Origin of the sequence: Xanthomonas sp. WHRI 7064 (genome assembly GCF_040202355.2) — a bacterium.
GTDB lineage: Bacteria > Pseudomonadota > Gammaproteobacteria > Xanthomonadales > Xanthomonadaceae > Xanthomonas > Xanthomonas arboricola.
The window spans coordinates 3,098,236-3,114,451 of the sequence record NZ_CP167821.1 but is presented as its reverse complement, the minus strand read 5'-3'; the positions used below and the strand labels follow the sequence as shown (position 1 = coordinate 3,114,451).

Genomic DNA, 16,216 nt, shown 5'->3' with positions numbered 1-16,216 from the left:
CCGGCAACCGGGCTCGGCGCGCAGGCGTCACGCGGTCGGGCCTGCCGGTGCAGGATGGCGTGCCGACGCCCGCCGGTGCCTTGGCGCCAGCTGCACGATAGCTATCGCCGGCCGGCATGGCTCGTTATGATCCGCGCACTTCTCAGGGATGTTGCCCAACGCATGACCACTCCGCAGATGTCGGTGTATTTCTTCTTGCAGGCTGCGGTGATCCTGCTGATCTGTCGTCTGGTGGGATTGCTGGCCAAGCGGGTGGGGCAGCCGCAGGTAGTCGGCGAGATGATTGCCGGCGTGGCGTTGGGGCCGTCGCTGTTCGGCATGGTGCTGCCGGATGTGCAGGCGGCGCTGTTTCCCAAGCAGACGCTGGACGTGCTGTATGTGCTGGCCCAGTTCGGCGTGGGCCTGTACATGTTCCTGGTCGGCACCGACTTCCGCAGCGATCATTTCCGCGCACGCTATCGCAGCGCGATGAGCGTGTCGCTGGCCGGGATCGCGGTGCCGTTCGCATTGGCCTTCGCGATGTGTCCGTGGCTGATCAACGTGGAGGGCTTGTTCTCGGAAAAAGCCAAGTTGATGGAGGCATCGCTGTTCCTGGGCGCGGCCATTGCGATCACCGCCTTCCCGATGTTGGCGCGCATCATCCACGAGCGCGGGCTGACCAATAGCCCGTTGGGCACGCTGGCACTCACTGCAGGTGCGTTCGACGATGCGGCGGCGTGGTGCATTCTTGCCGTGGTGCTGGCCAGCTTCGGCGGCAGCTGGGGCAGCGCCTATCTGGCCATCGGCGGCGGCGTTGCGTATGCGGCGTTCATGATCTTTGTCGGCCGGCATCTGCTGCGTCGTCTCGAGCGTTACGTGGTGCAGGACCAACCGCTGAGCAATGGCGTGTTGGCGGTCATCCTGATGCTGTTCTGCCTCAGCGCCTGGGCGATGGATGCGATCGGCATCCATGCAGTCTTCGGCGGCTTCCTGCTCGGCGTCTGCCTGCCCAGGGGCGCGTTGACCGAAAAATTGCGCGAGATGATGCAGCCGTTCGTGGTGGTGTTCCTGCTGCCGATGTTCTTCACCTATTCCGGCTTGAAGACGCAACTGAGCGTGTTGCTGCAGCCGCAGATCATGCTGGCCGGCGTGGCGATTCTGGCCGCATCGTTCATCGGCAAGGGACTGGCCTGCTGGGCCGCCGCACGCATCACCGGCGAGAACAACCGCGATGCGATGGCGATCGGCTCGCTGATGAATGCACGCGGTTTGATGGAACTGATCATCATCAACATCGGGTTGCAGGCCGGCGTGATCGAACAAGGCCTGTTCTCGGTGCTGGTGCTGATGGCAATTCTCTCCACGCTGATGGCTACGCCGCTGTTCAACTGGATCATGCGTCGCCATGCCGACGTGACCGCTGCGGTGCCGAGCCTGCAGCAGCGTTGATGCTCGCAGCGGCCTGGCATGCCAGGCCGACGCAAGCGCGGCGGCGTAACCGCGCGAACGCCTCAGCGCGACAACGGCAGTTGCACGCTGGCCAACAACCCGCCGCCGGCGCGATTGCCCAGGATCAAGCGGCCATCGTGCGCCTGGCAGATGGCCGAGGCGATTGCCAGGCCCAGGCCGCTGCCACCGGAATGGCGCGCGCGTGAACTGTCCGCGCGCCAGAAGCGGTCCAGCAGGTGCGGCAGCTGCGCCGGCTCCACGCCGGGGCCGCGGTCGCCGAGCGTGACCAGCACATGCGCACCATCGCGGCGCAGCTCGATATCCAGCACCTTGCCTGCGGCGGCGTAGCGCAGTGCGTTGTCGATCAGGATGGAAAACACCTGGCCCAGGCGATGGCGGTCGGCGCAGACGCGTAGCCCGGAAGGTGCCGGCGCGGTGACCGTCGTCTGCAACGCGCGGATTGTCGGGCCTGCCCATTCCACCCGCTCGGCAATCAGCTCATGCAGATCGAAACTGTCCGGCTCCAGCACCAGCTGGCCGGCACGCGCCAGCGACACCAGATGCAGGTCGCCGATCAGCCGGTTGATCTGTTCCAGCTGGCGATGGACCAGGCGCAGCTGTTCGGGATCGCGCGGGAAGACCTCGTCCAGCATGCCCTGTACGCGGCCCATCGCTGCGTTGAGCGGGGTGCGCAGTTCGTGCGCCAGCATTGCGCTGGACTCGCGCAGTTCGCGTTCGTACTGCTGCAGTTTGCCGCTCATGGCGTTGAAGTCGTCCGCCAGCGCCGTAAGCTCGTCCGGTGCGCCTGCCACCACCTGCGCGCGTGCGCCGAAGTCGCCATCGCTGACCCGATGCGCGGCCCTGGCCACCTGGGAAAATTGCCGCGACAACGGACGCGATGCAAGCAGCCCGCAGACCAGGATCACCGGGATGGAGAGGGCGACCATGGCCCACAGCGTCCACCAGTCGGGGTTGGCCAGCCCGGGCAGAAAATTTTCCACATCGTAGTACTGCTGCAGCAGTTGCCACAGGCGTGCCTCGTTGGCGACCGGCTGTTCGCGCAGTTGTTCGATTTCGGTGCGGGCCGCCGCCGGCAGCTTGCCCAGGATCAGGCTGTCGCGCAGGTTGAAGTAGCACCACATGCCGAAGGCGATCACCACCACGGTCACCACTGCCAGCGCGCTCATCCGCACGCCCACCCACATCCACAGCGGCGCTTGCCGGCGCCAGGCGTTGAAGCGCCGCAGGGCATTCATTGGAAGCGGTATCCCACCGCGCGCACGGTGACCAGTACGCCGGTGATGCCGTGCACCTCCAGCTTGCGGCGCAGGTTGTGGATGTGCGAATCCACCACCCGTTCCAGTGCATCGCTGTCGGGCAGGCAGGCGTCGAGCAGTTCGCTGCGAGTGAATGCCTTGAACGGCGTCTTGAGCAGGATGGCGAGCAGGTTGAATTCGGTCGGGGTCAGGTCCAGTGCCAGCTGAGCCCCGGCCGGGTCCTGCACGGTGGCCACCACTGCAGCCAGGTCCACACTCAGGCGGCCATGCCGCAGCGGCTCGCCCGGCGCACGCACCGCCACGCTTCGGCGCAGGACTGCATGGACGCGCGCCACCACTTCCTTGGGGCTGTACGGCTTGACCACGTAGTCGTCGGCGCCATAGCGCAGTGCGCCCAGCTTCTCCGGCTCGTCGCCGATGGCGGTGACCATGATGACCGGCGTATCGCTGGCGCGGCGGATCGCCGACAGCACTTCGATACCGCTGAGCCTGGGCAGCATCACATCCAGCAGCACCAAATCCGGCGCCCACTGACGATGCAGGTGAATCGCCCGCTCGCCGTCTCCGGCGATGGCAACGTCGAAGCCGTCGCGACGCAGATAGGCGTCCAGGATGCTGGCGCTGTCTGCGTCGTCTTCCACCAGCAGAACCTTTTTGCCTGTCATGGCGTGTTGCCCTGTCGTCTCGATCAAATCTGGATAATTCCCGAAAACAACCTGGACGCTGCAGGGCGAGGATGTCGGTCGAGATTGGCTCGTGTGCTCCGACATCATGATTCCACAAATGACCGCGCCTCGTTGTTTCCGCGCCCTGCGTAATGCGGCAATCGCCATGTTGCTGGGCGGCTGTTCATTGACGCCGACTTACCAGCGACCGGCGGTGACCGTGCCGGGCACCTTCGGCAGCCAGCAGGCGGTGGCCACTGTGGGATCGAGCGATCCGGTGGGGATCGAGCTGAATCTGCAGGAACGCGCGTTTGTGCAGGCGTTCGCACCGGATCGCGATCTGCGGCCGTTGCTGCAACGCGCACTTGCGCACAACAGCGACTTCCGTCGCGCCGCCTTGCAGGTGGAGCAGGCACGGGCGCAGTACCGTATCGAGCGCGCCGCGCGCGTGCCAAGCATCGGCGTGGGTGCACAACAGGTGCGGCAGCGCTTCGACGATCCGGCGCTGGACGCGCGCTACGCGCAGGATCTGGTCGTTGCCAACGTCGGCATCGGCAATCTCGAGCTGGACTTCTTCGGCAAGCTGCAGGCCATGTCCGAGGCGGCGCGGCAGCGCTATCTGGCCAGCACCCATGTGCGCGATGCGGCACGGGGCGCGCTGGTTGCCGAGGTGCTGCGCGCTTACACCACCGAACGCGCAAGCAGCCAGGCGCTGCAGCAGCTGCAAGCAGCCGATGCCGACAGTGCTGCGCTGCTGGCCATCGCACAGCGGCAGTACCGGATCGGGCTGATCGCGCGCGACCAACGCGATGGCCAGCAGCATCAGGCCGATCAGGCCCATGCCGCGGCCTTGCAGGGCGCCGACGACCACGCTGCGGCATTGCGCGCGCTGCAACTGCTGGTTGGCTACGACAGCTTGCCGGTGCCAGGCGACCTGCAGCGCATGATTGCCGCAGATACACCCAGCACGGCGTGGCGTGCGCTGGATTCCTCGTTGTTGCTGCAACGCCCGGACATCCAGCAGGCTGAGCTGGAATTGCGCGCGGCAAACGCCGACATCGGCGCCGCACGCGCCGCGTTCTTTCCATCGATCACCCTGAGCAGCAGCGTGGGCACCGCCAGCGATGGCTTGAACGGGCTGTTTTCCGCCGGCCACGGTATGTGGAGCTTCAGCCCGCAATTGAACCTGCCGTTGTTCGACGGCGGCCGTAACCGCGCCAATCTCGCGCTGGCGCAGCTGCGCCAGCGCGCCGATGTCGCGGCCTACGAACAGGCGATCCAGTCCGCCTTCCGCGAGGTCGCCGATGCGCTCGACGCGCACGCCACCCTGGCCGACTCCGAACCGCGTGCACGTGCGCAGGCCGAGCGTGAGCAATCGCGCATGACACGGCTCAGCAGGCGCGTGGAGGCAGGCCTGGAAGATCGCACCACGCTGCTGACCGAGCACCTGCGCGCCACGCAGGTGCAACTGGATTACCTGACCACCGCACGCCAACGCCTGTTGAGCCGGATTGCACTGTTTCAGGCGTTCTACGGTGTTTGCCTGCCATCCCTTTCCTGATCGCTGACGGAGATTTTCATGGCCATCCTGTTTTCCATGCAGCTGCCTCGTGACACCACACTGCGCGCCTGGCCGTTCGTTGCCAGCCTGCTGCTGCCATGCCTTGCGCACGCGCAGACCGATCTGACCGGCAGCTCGCGGCTGTTGGGCGACCACACCGATCTCACCGTGGGCGCGGCAGCGGTTGCGGCACCGCGGTATGCCGGCGCCGAGCGCGCGCGCGTGCAGGCCAACCCGGTGCTGGTGGTCCAGCGCGGCATGCTGTTCTTCGACACCGCGCGTGGCGCGGGTCTGCAGTTCCAGAGCGATTCCGGCTTCTATCTGTCGCAGTCGCTGTATTACGACCTGGGCCGCCTGCAACGCGACAGCGACTGGCGTCCGGGTTCGCGCGTGCTGGCCGGCATGGGCGATGTACCGGGGTCGGTCACCGCACGCACATTGGTGATGCAGCCGATCACGCCGTACATGAACGTCAACGCGGAAGCCGAATTCGCGCTCAAGCAGGACGCGCGGCGCAACCGCTATCGCGCCGGCGTGGAGTTCACCCTGCTGCATGGCGCCAGCGACACGGTGACGCTGGATCTGGATGTGCATGCCGGCGATCGTCGCTTCAATCAGGCCTATTTCGGGGTCACCGCCGCGCAGGCGGCGCGGACGCGCTGGCAGGCCTTCCATACCGGTTCCGGCTTGTACGCCGCTGCGGTAGGCAGCAGCTGGACGCATGCGCTGGGCGATCACTGGGCCACCACCGTGAGCGTGACCGGCACCCGCTATGCGGACAACGCCACGGACAGCCCGCTGGTCGCACGCCGCAGTTTTGTCGGCGGCACGGTTGCAGTGACCTACAGCCGCTGAGCGGCACATGGCAGGGGATAGCGTGATGATGGATGTTCTTCGCACCATGGTGTGTTGCGGTCTGTTGCTGGTGCTGGCCGGCTGCAGCCGGCCGGATGCACCGGCGGCCGAGACCCCGCGGGCGGTCAAGCTGGAGCGCTTCGGCTCCGGCCGCGATGGGTGGCTGCAGGTGCCGGCAATGGCGCGTCAGCAACAACGGGCCGAGTTGGCGTTCGAGAGCGGCGGACGCATCGCCGCCGTGCTGGTGGATGTGGGCGACCGCGTACAGAAAGGGCAGGTGCTGGCACGCCTGGATGCCGAGCCGCTGCAATTGCGTCAGCAGCAGGCCGACGCCAACCTGCGCGCGGCGATGGCGCAGTCCGGCGAGCGGCAGCTGCAACTGCACCAGCAGCACGCCATGTTCGACGATGGTGCCAGTTCGGCGGCGACGCTGACCGCCGCCCGCGCGGCGGCGGATGCGGCAACCGCGCAACTGCAGGTGGCAAAGGCCGACCTGGCGCTGGCGCGGCGTGCATCGCGTCTTGGCGAGCTGCGCGCACCCTTCGATGGCGCCGTGGTCGCACGCCTGCAGCAACCGCAGGCCGATGTGGGGGCGGGGCAGGGAGTGTTGCAGCTGGAAGGGCAGGCGCATCTGCAATTGCTCGCCAATCTGCCGCCTGTTGCTGCCGCAGGGCTGACGCCTGGGCAGACTGTGCAGGCCACGCTGGCCGACGAGCCTGCGGTGCCGCTGACATTGCGCCTGCGCAGCCTGTCCAGCCGGCTGGATAACGGTGCCGCTGCGCTGGCGATTCTGGAGGTGGTGCGCGCGCCGCACGCGATGCGCAGTGGCGACAGTGTGCTGCTGCAGTTGCCCGCGCAGGCTGCGAGCACGCCCAGCGTGCCGCTGTCTGCGGTACTGCCCAGGCTCAATCGCCAACGGGCCAGCGTGTTCGTGTATCAGCCGGCACAGCGGATCGTGCGCGAGCGCGCAGTCGAGCTCGGGTCGATCGTCGGCGGCCGCATTCAGGTCCGGCGCGGGCTGCAGGCCGGCGATCAGGTGGTCAGCGCAGGTGTGGGCTTCTTGATCGATGGCCAGCCGGTGGCACCGTTGCAGATGCAGATGCAGATGCAGACGCAGCTGAGCGGAGGGCAGGCGCCATGATGCTGACCCGGATGGCGATGAGATCGAGCCGGCTGACCTTGTTCGCGGCAGTGATGATCCTGCTCGGCGGCATCGTGGCGTTCGTCGGTTTTCCCTCGCAGGAAGAACCCTCGGTCACCGTGCGCGACACCATTGTGTCGGTGGCGTTTCCGGGCATGCCCAGCGAGCAGGTGGAAACCCTGTTGGCGCGCCCCCTTGAGGAGCGCCTGCGCGAACTGGCCGGCATCAAGCGCATCGTGAGCACGGTGCGGCCAGGCAGCGCGATCGTGCAGCTGACCGCTTACGACGATGTGCAGGATCTGCCGGCGTTATGGCAGCGCGTGCGCGCCAGGGCGGCCGAGGCGGGTGCGCAACTGCCTGCGGGCACGCAGGGACCGTTGGTCGACGATGACTTCGGACGGGTGTCGGTGGCCTCGATCGCAGTCACCGCACCGGGCTATTCGATGAGCGAGATGCGCGGGCCGCTGCGGCGCCTGCGCGAGCAGCTGTATACCCTGCCTGGCGTGGAGCAGGTGGCGTTGTACGGGCTGCAGGACGAGCGCGTGTATGTGGCATTCGATCGCGCGCGGCTGCTGGCGACCGGACTGAGCCCTGCCAGCGTAATGGCGCAGTTGCGCTCGCAGAATGTGGTGGCCTCCGGCGGGCTGGCGACGGTGTCCGGGCTGGCGATGACGGTTGCGACTTCCGGGGAGATACGCTCGCCTGCGCAGTTGCGGAACCTGTTGCTGACCTTGCCGACACCCAATGCCAATGGCGTGCGTGAAGTGGCGTTGGGCGAGCTGGCGCAGGTACAGGTGACGCCTGCCGATCCGCCGGAAAGCGCTGCCGTCTACCAGGGCCAGCCGGCGGTGGTGGTGTCGGTCTCGATGAAGCCTGGCAGCAATATCGCCGATTTCGGCAAAACGCTGCGCGCCAAGCTGGACCAGACCGCGCAGGAATTGCCCGCAGGTTTTGCGCAGCACGTGGTCACCTTCCAGGCCGACGTGGTCGAGCGCGAGATGGGCAAGATGCACCACGTCATGGGCGAGACCATCGTCATCGTCATGGCGGTGGTGATGCTGTTCCTGGGCTGGCGCACCGGCCTGATCGTCGGCGCGATCGTGCCGTTGACCATCTTCGCCTCGCTGATCGTCATGCGCGTGCTGAGCGTGGAGCTGCAGACGGTGTCGATCGCGGCGATCATCCTGGCGCTCGGCCTGCTGGTGGACAACGGCATTGTCATTGCCGAAGACATCGAGCGCCGCCTGGTTGCCGGAGAACAGCGCCGCCAGGCCTGCATCGACGCCGGCCGCTCCCTGGCCACCCCGTTGCTGACCTCATCGTTGGTGATCGTGCTGGCGTTCTCGCCGTTCTTTTTCGGCCAGAACAGCACCAACGAATATCTGCGCTCGCTGGCTACCGTGCTCGGGGTGACCTTGCTGGGCTCGTGGCTGCTCAGCATCACGGTGACGCCGCTGTTGTGCATGTATTTCGCCAAGGCACATGTCGCACACGGCAGCGAACAGGAACTGTCGCGCTTTTATCGTGGCTACCGCCGCCTCATCGAGCGCGTGCTGATGCACAAGGCGCTGTTTATCGCCGGCATGGTGGCGATGCTGGCGGTGGCGGTCGCGGTGCTGGTGTCGATCCCCTACGACTTTCTGCCCAAGTCCGATCGTCTGCAGTTCCAGATGCCGGTGACCTTGCAGGCAGGCAGTGATGCGCGTGAAACCCTGCGCACGGTGCGCGCGCTGAGCCGCTGGTTGGCCGATCGGCGCGCCAACCCGGAGGTGGTGGACAGCATCGGCTATGTCGCCGATGGCGGCCCGCGCATCGTGCTGGGCCTCAATCCCCCGCTGCCGGCGGCCAATATGGCGTACTTCACCGTGAGCGTGCGCCCGGGCACCGATCTCGATGCAGTAATAGCGCGGGCACGTGCGCATGTCCGCAGCCACTTCCCCACCGTGCGCGCCGAACCGAAGCGGTTCTCGCTGGGCGCGACCGAAGCCGGCATGGCGGTGTATCGCGTGGTCGGCCCCGACGAGACAGTACTGCGCAGCGCCGCCGCTGCGATTGCAAAGGCGCTGCGCGCGTTGCCGGGCACCGTGGATGTGCAGGACGATTGGCAGGCGCGCATTCCGCGCTACGTGGTGCAGGTGGACCAGCTCAGGGCGCGGCGTGCCAGGGTGAGCAGCGAGGACATTGCGCAGGCGCTACAGGCGCGCTACAGCGGCGTGGATGCCTCGTTGTTGCGCGACGATGGCAGCTCGGTGGCCGTGGTGTGGCGTGGCAGTGCGCAGGAACGCGCCGCCGACGGCACACCTGGCGACACCCTGGTGTACCCGCAAGCCGGCGGCGCGCCAGTGCCGCTGGCGGCGGTCGCCACGGTGCTGCACGACAGCGAGCCGTCGGCGATCCAGCGGCGCAACCTGAGCCGTGCGATCACCGTGACCGCACGCAACCCGCGGTTGACCGCGACCGAGATCGTCGAGCGCCTGTCGGTGCCGATGGCCGCGCTCAAGCTGCCACCCGGTTATCGGCTGGAGATCGGTGGCGAGCTAGAGGATTCTGCCGAGGCCAACCAGGCCCTGCTCCAATACATGCCGCACGCACTGGGCGCGATCCTGCTGCTGTTCGTGTGGCAGTTCAACTCGTTCCGCAAGCTGCTGATCGTGATGTCGGCAGTCCCGTTCGTGCTGATCGGTGCGGCATTGGCCCTGGTGATCACCGGCTATCCGTTCGGTTTCATGGCGACCTTCGGCCTGCTGGCGCTGGCCGGCATCATCGTCAACAACGCGGTGCTGCTGCTGGAACGCATCGATGCCGAGCTTGCCGATGGCCTGCCACGCCGCGAGGCGGTGATCGCCGCGGCGGTCAAGCGCCTGCGCCCGATCGTGATGACCAAGCTCACCTGCATCGTCGGCTTGATTCCGCTGATGCTGTTTGCCGGGCCGCTGTGGACCGGAATGGCCATCACCATGATCGGTGGCCTGGCGCTGGGCACGCTGGTAACGCTGGGCTTGATCCCGATCCTGTATGACCTGTTGTTCGGCCTGCGCCTGCCGGCGCGTGCAGCGGATGTGGCGTAAATCCTGGCGCGCGAGGGCGGCGGCGGAATGATGCTGGCGTAACGGTGGGCGGCATCGTCGAGGCGTGATCGCGCGACATGCCGCACATCGCACACTGCATGGTGCAGCGCTGACGGGGCGGGCCATGCAGGCGCAGGCCGCTGCCGCCATACTGGCGACTGAGACACACGACCAAGACCCGATGACCAAGGCCAAGAAGAAAGCTGCACAGCAGGTGGCGCCCGCGCCTGAGCCGGTGTATCAGCTGCATGTTTCGCTGGTGGATAGCGCGCCGTTGATCTGGCGCCGCGTGCTGGTGGCCGGAGCGCTGCGCCTGGCCACGCTGCATCGTGTGCTGCAACCGGTGATGGGCTGGAGCGGTGCGCATCCGTACGAATTCGACCTGGGCGGCGGCCGCTACGGCGAGTCCGGGCTGGATATGCCGGAGCGGCCACGGCTCAAGCATGCCGCCCGGGTCAGCATCGAAAGCGCGGTGGGCGAGCTGGAGCGGTTCGACTATTTCTACGGTGCCGGCGCGGGTTGGCAGCACCGCGTGCAGGTCGAGGCGATCCTGCCACCGGACGCGAGCCTGCGCGCGGCTCGTTGCGTGGACGGCGCCAATGCCTGCCCGCCGGAGAGCAGCGAAAGAATCGACAGCTACCAGGCCTTGCTGCGGATCATCGCCGACCCGGAGCATGCGCAACATGTGCAGAAGCTGGCCACCCTGGGCGGGCGCTTCGATCCGGGCCATTTCGATCTGGCCGAGGTCAACCGCCTGCTCGCACGTGTCCGCGAGTAAGCGCGACCGACGCCGCATGACCTGGGCCATCGGAACTGATGCGACGGGCCCGGTTGCCTGTCGTGCGCATCGCAGCCTGCCGTGCGGGTGATGCTGCAGCAACCCGACGTCAGCGCCACTGCAGCTTGACGCGCGATCAGCTAGCCTGAGCTCCCGGTTTTTCCCGAAAGTGTCTGCGATGTTTCGCTGGTTCGAATCCCTGATCGATGTCTTCCCGCCAATCGAGCGGGAAATGCCGCCGCGCAGCGTGTGGCGGTTCTATCTGCATTATCTGCGGCCGTTGTGGCCGATCCTGTTGGCCACGCTGATCGCCGGTCTGCTGCTGGCCCTGGTGGAAGTGGCGATGTTCGACTTCCTCGGGCGCATCGTCGACATGCTGGCCGAGCGGCCGGGAGCGGACTTCTTCCGCCGGCATGCCGGCGAATTGCTCTGGATGGCGGCGATCACACTGGTGGCGCGCCCGCTGTTCACCGGGCTGCACAATCTGCTGGTCAACCAGGCGATCGTTCCGGGCCTGAGCAACCGCTCGCGCTGGCTGATGCACAACTACGTGGTACGGCAGAGCCTGGGCTTCTTCAACAACGATTTCGCCGGCCGGATCGCCAACCGGGTGATGCAGACCGGGACCTCGCTGCGCGAATCGGCGGTGCAGATGGTCGATGCGCTCTGGTACATCGTGGTCTATACCGGCAGCGCGCTGTGGCTGTTTGCGCAGGCCGACCCCTGGCTGATGCTGCCGCTGCTGATCTGGCTGGTGGTGTATGTCGCGCTGCTGGCGTTCTTCGTGCCGCGCATGAAGGCGCGCGCGTGGATCGCGTCGGATGCACGCTCCAAGGCCACTGGGCGCATCGTCGACGGCTACACCAATATCTCCACGCTCAAGCTGTTCGCCCATGCCGGCCGCGAACAGGCCTATGTGCGCGATGCGATCGACGAGCTGGCGGTGAAGCATCGCGGGCAGACGCGCGTGACCACCACGATGGATACCGCCATCGCGGTAGCCAACGGCTTCCTGATCGTGGGTACCTGCGCGCTGGCGTTGTGGCTGTGGAGCCGCGGCCAGATCAGCGTGGGCGCGATCACGCTGGCCACCGGCCTGGTGATCCGCATCCACAACATGTCCGGCTGGATCATGTGGACGGTCAACGGCATCTTCGAAGACATCGGCAGCGTGCAGGACGGCATGCAGACCATCTCGCAGCCGGTGCTGGTGCAGGACGCGCCAGACGCCACGCCGCTGCAGGTGACGCACGGCCAGGTACAGTTCGAGCACATCCATTTCCATTACGGCAAGCGCGGCGGTGTGATCGCCGGGCTGGACCTGCAGGTGCGTGCCGGCGAGAAGATCGGCCTGGTCGGGCCGTCGGGCGCGGGCAAGTCGACCCTGGTCAACGTGCTGCTGCGGCTGTACGACCTGGAACAGGGGCGCATCCTCATCGACGGGCAGGACATTGCCCAGGTCACCCAGGAAAGCCTGCGCGGGCAGATCGGCCTGGTCACCCAGGACACCTCGCTCCTGCATCGTTCGATCCGCGACAACCTGCTGTATGGCAGGCCGCAGGCCAGCGACGCGCAGATGCTGGAAGCGGTGCGCAAGGCGCGCGCGGAAGGCTTCATCGACACCCTGGTCGATGGCGAAGGCCGGCGCGGATTCGATGCCTATGTGGGCGAACGCGGGGTCAAGCTGTCGGGCGGTCAGCGGCAGCGCATCGCCATTGCGCGCGTGCTGCTGAAGGATGCGCCGATCCTAATCCTGGACGAGGCCACCTCGGCGTTGGACTCGGAAGTGGAAGCGGCGATCCAGGACAGCCTGGACGCGTTGATGGGCAACAAGACCGTCATCGCGATTGCGCACCGCCTCTCCACCATCGCGCGCATGGACCGGCTGGTGGTGATGGATGCCGGACGCATCGTCGAGACCGGCACGCACGCGCAACTGATCGCGCAGGGCGGGCTGTATGCACGCCTGTGGGCGCGGCAGACCGGCGGGTTTGTTGCGGCGGATGGGTGAGAGGCTTTCGCGGGTTGCGCACACGTGCAACCACCGCAGCAACACGCCCCTCTCCTGCCGGGGCGGCAAGGCGCGGCTTGCGCGCCACTGGCGCGCGTGCCTTGGAGCGCCCGCGCCGCAAGCGCGGGCCGGGGCGCGGAGCGGGGGTTGTGGTGAGGGTACGGGGCGAAGCCTCTTGCTAGTTCCGGCCACATCAGGCTTCGCCCGCCCCCTCATCCGCCCCTGCGGGGCACCTTCTCCCGAGGGGCGAAGAGTGCTTGTTCTCCCGACAGGAGAAGGATCAATCACTCGATCGGCTGGTCCAGCATCAACTCGCGTACAAAGCGCACCGGTGGAGCGCCGTAGGACAGCATCTGGTCGTGGTACGCCTTCAGGTTGAAGTCCTTGCCCAGCTTGTCCTGCACGGCCTTGCGCGTGTCCAGATGTTCCTGCACGCCGACGAAGTAGGTCGGCAGCTGCGCGGACGACAGCTGCGCACGCACCCACTTGCCCGCCGCTTCGCTTTCCTGCTGGAAGGTGTCGTGGGTCATCAGGTGCATCGCCTTGTCGCGTTCCCAGCCATCCACATGCACGCCTTGATCGAGGATGGCGTTGGCAATGGTGCGCAGGTAGAACTTGAGCTGCACCAGGTGGAACAGCGGGTCGTTATCCAGATAGCCCTGTTCCTGCATCATGCGTTCGGTGTACACCGCCCAGCCTTCGGCGAACATGCCCGAGCGCAGCACCGCGCGCAGCGTGGAGGGGAACTTGGCCGAATGCCAGCCTTCCAGGTAATGGCCCGGGGTGCCTTCGTGGATGCTGAGCAGGTGGATCATGCGGCTGTTGTATTCGCGCAGGAACGAATCGACCTGCTGGTCGTTCCAGTCGTCGGGAATCGGCGAGACCGCATAGAAGGTCTTGAGGTTCTTGTCGAGCGGGCCGGGCGAATCGCAATACGCCACCGCCACGCCGCGCTGGAATTCCGGCATCAGGATGATGTCCACCGGCGAATCAGGCAGCGTCATCAAATCCTTCTGGCGCACGAACTCGGTGGACTGCGCCAGTGCGGCCTTGGCATCGTCCACCACCTTGTCGCGTGCCGGCTTGTCGGCATAGGCCAGTTCCAGCGCCGCCTCGATCGCGGCCTGCTGCTGGTCGTCGTTGGGCGTCTCGGGCAGTTTGGGTGCGCCGGGCTTGTCCTTGAGCACCGTGCGGGCAATGCCGTACATCTCGCTACGGACGCGCTTGAGCTCGGACTCGGCGCGCTGCTTGATCTCGGCGCGCGACAACGACGACAGCAGCGCGAATTTCAGCTTCTGGTCGTAGATCTGCGCACCGACGCGGAAATCGCCCTTGGCATTGGGCACTAGCACGGTATCCAGCCAGGTCTGCTGCTCGGCCACGGCCTTGCGCAGATCGTCGATGGCGGCCTGCGCGCGGGCTGCTTCGATCGGGCCGAGCTGGCCGATGTTGGGCGCGATGAAGGTATCGACGATGCTGAGGATGCCCTTGTTCTGCTTGGCCACCGTTTCGGCATGGATCTTCGGCACGCGGGCCGGGTCCAGGTTTTCGCGCGCCTGCGCAAAGATGCCGGGAATCTTCTCCATGCGCTGCGTGGCGGAGCTCAGGCGCTCGGACAGCGGCGCGAAGTCGCGCGCCATCAGGCCATACAGTGCGCTGCCGGCCAGGCCGTTGTAGACCTGCGGGTCCCAGGCCCAGCTCTGCAGCACCTCGGTGTTCCAGATTTCCGATTGCAGCTGGTTGCGCAAAATGGCCGCATCGACCTGGTTCTCGCGCGACAGCTTGGCCACCTCGATGGCATCCAGTTCGGCCAGCAAGGCCTTGCCCGCATCCAGGCTGCGCTGGCGGCCGGCGCTGCTCAGATCGTCGATCTGCGTATCGAAACGGTGATCGCCGGTCTGAGTGGCGGTGACCGGCGACAGCTGCATCCAGGTGTCGAGCGCGCGCTTGGACAGCGCTGTAAAGCGCGCATCCGGCGTCTGCGCAGCCTGCGTCGCGGCATCGGGGGTGCCGGCGCGCGGCGATTCGGGCTGCTGCTGGCAGGCGCTGAGGCCGGCGAGCAGGGCGAGGACAAGCAGACGTTGACGCATGGTGGATTCCGATGGAAGCAATCCGCCAGCATAGGCATGTGCGCGCTTGTCCGCATCCGCCATTGGTTTAGAGTGGCCGCTTTCAAGGAGGATCACCATGCACGACGCCGACAGCTGTCATTGCGGACGCATCGCGTTCGACCCGCACACCGATGCGCCGATCACCGAGGCGTACGAGCGCAGTTGTGCGTCATGCCGTCGCCATGGCGGCCTGCTGCGGCCCGGCATGCGCGCGCCATTGCGCCTGCAGGCGGCGCCCGATGCGCCGGGAAGCCATCGCTTCAACCGGCAGCATGTCGATCACCACCGCGGCCCCCAGCGCGGCGGTGCGCGCTTCAGCGCGGGCGTGCGTTGCAGGGCCGGCGAGCCCGGTGTGGCGGTCAAGCTGCGCGGCGTGTCCGCGCCGGGTCTGGCCGTGCAGAGCATGCACGCGGCCGATGGAGCCAGCCGATGAGGCGCCGGATGCAGTGGTACGCGGTCGGCCTGTTGCTGGGCTGGGCGCTGAGCGGGTGTGCGAGGCCGTCGGGCGAGATGGCGGCAGACGGCGGCGCGCCGGCGCCGGCACCGTCCGCCGCGCAAGGCAATGCGCTGGCGTATGAGCACGATGTACGCATCGAACTGCCGGCCGATCAGATCGATCAACGTATCGCCGCGGTACGCACTGCCTGCCAGTCGGCGCAGTTCGGCGACTGCGCGCTGCTGGCGGTGGAACAAACCGGTGGGCGCGACCCCAGCGGCAGCGTCAGCGTGCGGTTAGCTCCGGACGGCATCGAGCCGATGGTGCAACTGGCCGGCCAGCATGGCGATGTCGCCGCGCGCAGCACGCGTGCCGAGGATCTGGCGCAGCAGATCGCCGATACCGGGCTGGCACAGGCGCGCCTGCAGAAAGAACATGCGCGCCTGCTCGAACTGCAGCAGCGCCGCGACTTGGCCGTGACCGATCTGCTGGCCCTGTCCAAGCGGCTTGCCGAGATCGAGGCCGAAGCGCAGCAGACCCAGCAGGACGCCGCGCAGCAGCAACGGCGCGTGCGCACGCAGTTGCTGACGCTCAATTTCCGCGGCACCGGTGGCGAGCAGGGCAGGGGCGAGATTGCCGAGGCGGCAGCCGAGTTCGGCCAGGTCTTCGCATCCAGCGTGGCCTTCGTGATCCGCGCAGTGGCAGCGTTGCTGCCGGTGGTTGTGCTGGGGGGGGGCGTCGCCTGGCTGCTGCTGAAGGCATGGCGCTGGCGTGCGCGGCGGCGCCGGATGTCCTGATCCACTGCGTAGCTGGTCGGCGATGCCGTATTAGCTGCGCATGTTTTAGAAAGGGCGCTTATGTCAGGCAGTTACTCGACGCGTTGCG

Annotated in this window: 12 protein-coding genes; 9 read left to right on the top strand and 3 right to left on the bottom strand. The window is 66.9% G+C overall.

The window, feature by feature from the left end; translation table 11 throughout:
• The first annotated feature begins 162 nt into the window (after nucleotides 1-162).
• Nucleotides 163-1,428 (top strand): cation:proton antiporter, encoded by a 1,266-nt coding sequence (locus tag ABQY74_RS13380; protein ID WP_065049823.1) that lies wholly within the window; start codon nucleotides 163-165, stop codon nucleotides 1,426-1,428.
• Between the two features lie 62 nt (nucleotides 1,429-1,490).
• Here ABQY74_RS13380 and ABQY74_RS13375 read toward each other — a convergent pair whose 3' ends face one another.
• Nucleotides 1,491-2,684 carry a cell wall metabolism sensor histidine kinase WalK gene (locus ABQY74_RS13375; protein WP_102584945.1) on the bottom strand — a complete coding sequence of 398 codons (1,194 nt, stop codon included), beginning with the start codon at nucleotides 2,682-2,684 and terminating at the stop codon, nucleotides 1,491-1,493.
• Nucleotides 2,681-3,370: a response regulator gene (locus ABQY74_RS13370; protein ID WP_047128993.1), complete on the bottom strand. Its 690-nt coding sequence runs from the start codon at nucleotides 3,368-3,370 to the stop codon at nucleotides 2,681-2,683. Before ABQY74_RS13370 ends, ABQY74_RS13375 begins: the two co-directional genes overlap by 4 nt.
• Before the next feature lie 106 nt (nucleotides 3,371-3,476).
• On the opposite strand from ABQY74_RS13370, the gene ABQY74_RS13365 reads away from it, so the two are divergent.
• The 6 genes from ABQY74_RS13365 to ABQY74_RS13340 all read left to right on the top strand — a co-directional run bounded on the left by ABQY74_RS13365 (nucleotide 3,477) and on the right by ABQY74_RS13340 (nucleotide 12,784).
• Complete coding sequence (locus ABQY74_RS13365; RefSeq protein WP_372469883.1) at nucleotides 3,477-4,931, top strand: efflux transporter outer membrane subunit; 1,455 nt, start codon at nucleotides 3,477-3,479, stop codon at nucleotides 4,929-4,931.
• Nucleotides 4,932-4,967: 36 nt separating this feature from the next.
• Complete coding sequence (locus ABQY74_RS13360) at nucleotides 4,968-5,786, top strand: MipA/OmpV family protein (RefSeq protein WP_349792255.1); 819 nt, start codon at nucleotides 4,968-4,970, stop codon at nucleotides 5,784-5,786.
• A gap of 25 nt (nucleotides 5,787-5,811) precedes the next feature.
• Nucleotides 5,812-6,927: an efflux RND transporter periplasmic adaptor subunit gene (locus ABQY74_RS13355; RefSeq protein WP_372469881.1), complete on the top strand. Its 1,116-nt coding sequence runs from the start codon at nucleotides 5,812-5,814 to the stop codon at nucleotides 6,925-6,927.
• The gene (locus tag ABQY74_RS13350) at nucleotides 6,924-9,995 is read left to right on the top strand and encodes an efflux RND transporter permease subunit (RefSeq protein WP_349791789.1); all 3,072 of its coding nucleotides are present in this window, start codon (nucleotides 6,924-6,926) and stop codon (nucleotides 9,993-9,995) included. Before ABQY74_RS13355 ends, ABQY74_RS13350 begins: the two co-directional genes overlap by 4 nt.
• Before the next feature lie 181 nt (nucleotides 9,996-10,176).
• Nucleotides 10,177-10,773, top strand: a complete 597-nt coding sequence (locus ABQY74_RS13345; RefSeq protein ID WP_349791787.1) for a plasmid pRiA4b ORF-3 family protein — start codon at nucleotides 10,177-10,179, stop codon at nucleotides 10,771-10,773.
• 178 nt (nucleotides 10,774-10,951) lie between these two features.
• Nucleotides 10,952-12,784, top strand: a complete 1,833-nt coding sequence (locus ABQY74_RS13340; protein WP_349792254.1) for an ABC transporter ATP-binding protein — start codon at nucleotides 10,952-10,954, stop codon at nucleotides 12,782-12,784.
• Between the two features lie 284 nt (nucleotides 12,785-13,068).
• On the opposite strand, the gene ABQY74_RS13335 is transcribed toward ABQY74_RS13340, so the two are convergent.
• Nucleotides 13,069-14,874, bottom strand: coding sequence for a DUF885 domain-containing protein (locus ABQY74_RS13335; RefSeq protein ID WP_349791785.1), 1,806 nt, complete (start codon nucleotides 14,872-14,874; stop codon nucleotides 13,069-13,071).
• Between the two features lie 97 nt (nucleotides 14,875-14,971).
• Between ABQY74_RS13335 and ABQY74_RS13330 the strand changes: the two genes are divergently transcribed.
• Entirely contained in the window at nucleotides 14,972-15,328 is a 357-nt protein-coding gene (locus ABQY74_RS13330) for an aldehyde-activating protein (protein WP_104554013.1), read from the top strand.
• A complete protein-coding gene (locus ABQY74_RS13325; RefSeq protein WP_104569789.1) occupies nucleotides 15,325-16,128 on the top strand; it encodes a DUF4349 domain-containing protein in 804 nt (267 codons plus the stop codon). Before ABQY74_RS13330 ends, ABQY74_RS13325 begins: the two co-directional genes overlap by 4 nt.
• Nucleotides 16,129-16,216 lie beyond the last annotated feature (88 nt).

Excerpts from the sequence above, each read along its gene's own strand:
- ABQY74_RS13380 (WP_065049823.1), top strand. The coding sequence starts at position 163 with ATGACCACTCCGCAGATGTCGGTGTATTTCTTCTTGCAGGCTGCGGTG.
- ABQY74_RS13375 (WP_102584945.1), bottom strand. The coding sequence starts at position 2,684 with ATGAATGCCCTGCGGCGCTTCAACGCCTGGCGCCGGCAAGCGCCGCTG.
- ABQY74_RS13370 (WP_047128993.1), bottom strand. The coding sequence starts at position 3,370 with ATGACAGGCAAAAAGGTTCTGCTGGTGGAAGACGACGCAGACAGCGCC.
- ABQY74_RS13365 (WP_372469883.1), top strand. The coding sequence starts at position 3,477 with ATGATTCCACAAATGACCGCGCCTCGTTGTTTCCGCGCCCTGCGTAAT.
- ABQY74_RS13360 (WP_349792255.1), top strand. The coding sequence starts at position 4,968 with ATGCAGCTGCCTCGTGACACCACACTGCGCGCCTGGCCGTTCGTTGCC.
- ABQY74_RS13355 (WP_372469881.1), top strand. The coding sequence starts at position 5,812 with ATGATGGATGTTCTTCGCACCATGGTGTGTTGCGGTCTGTTGCTGGTG.
- ABQY74_RS13350 (WP_349791789.1), top strand. The coding sequence starts at position 6,924 with ATGATGCTGACCCGGATGGCGATGAGATCGAGCCGGCTGACCTTGTTC.
- ABQY74_RS13345 (WP_349791787.1), top strand. The coding sequence starts at position 10,177 with ATGACCAAGGCCAAGAAGAAAGCTGCACAGCAGGTGGCGCCCGCGCCT.
- ABQY74_RS13340 (WP_349792254.1), top strand. The coding sequence starts at position 10,952 with ATGTTTCGCTGGTTCGAATCCCTGATCGATGTCTTCCCGCCAATCGAG.
- ABQY74_RS13335 (WP_349791785.1), bottom strand. The coding sequence starts at position 14,874 with ATGCGTCAACGTCTGCTTGTCCTCGCCCTGCTCGCCGGCCTCAGCGCC.
- ABQY74_RS13330 (WP_104554013.1), top strand. The coding sequence starts at position 14,972 with ATGCACGACGCCGACAGCTGTCATTGCGGACGCATCGCGTTCGACCCG.
- ABQY74_RS13325 (WP_104569789.1), top strand. The coding sequence starts at position 15,325 with ATGAGGCGCCGGATGCAGTGGTACGCGGTCGGCCTGTTGCTGGGCTGG.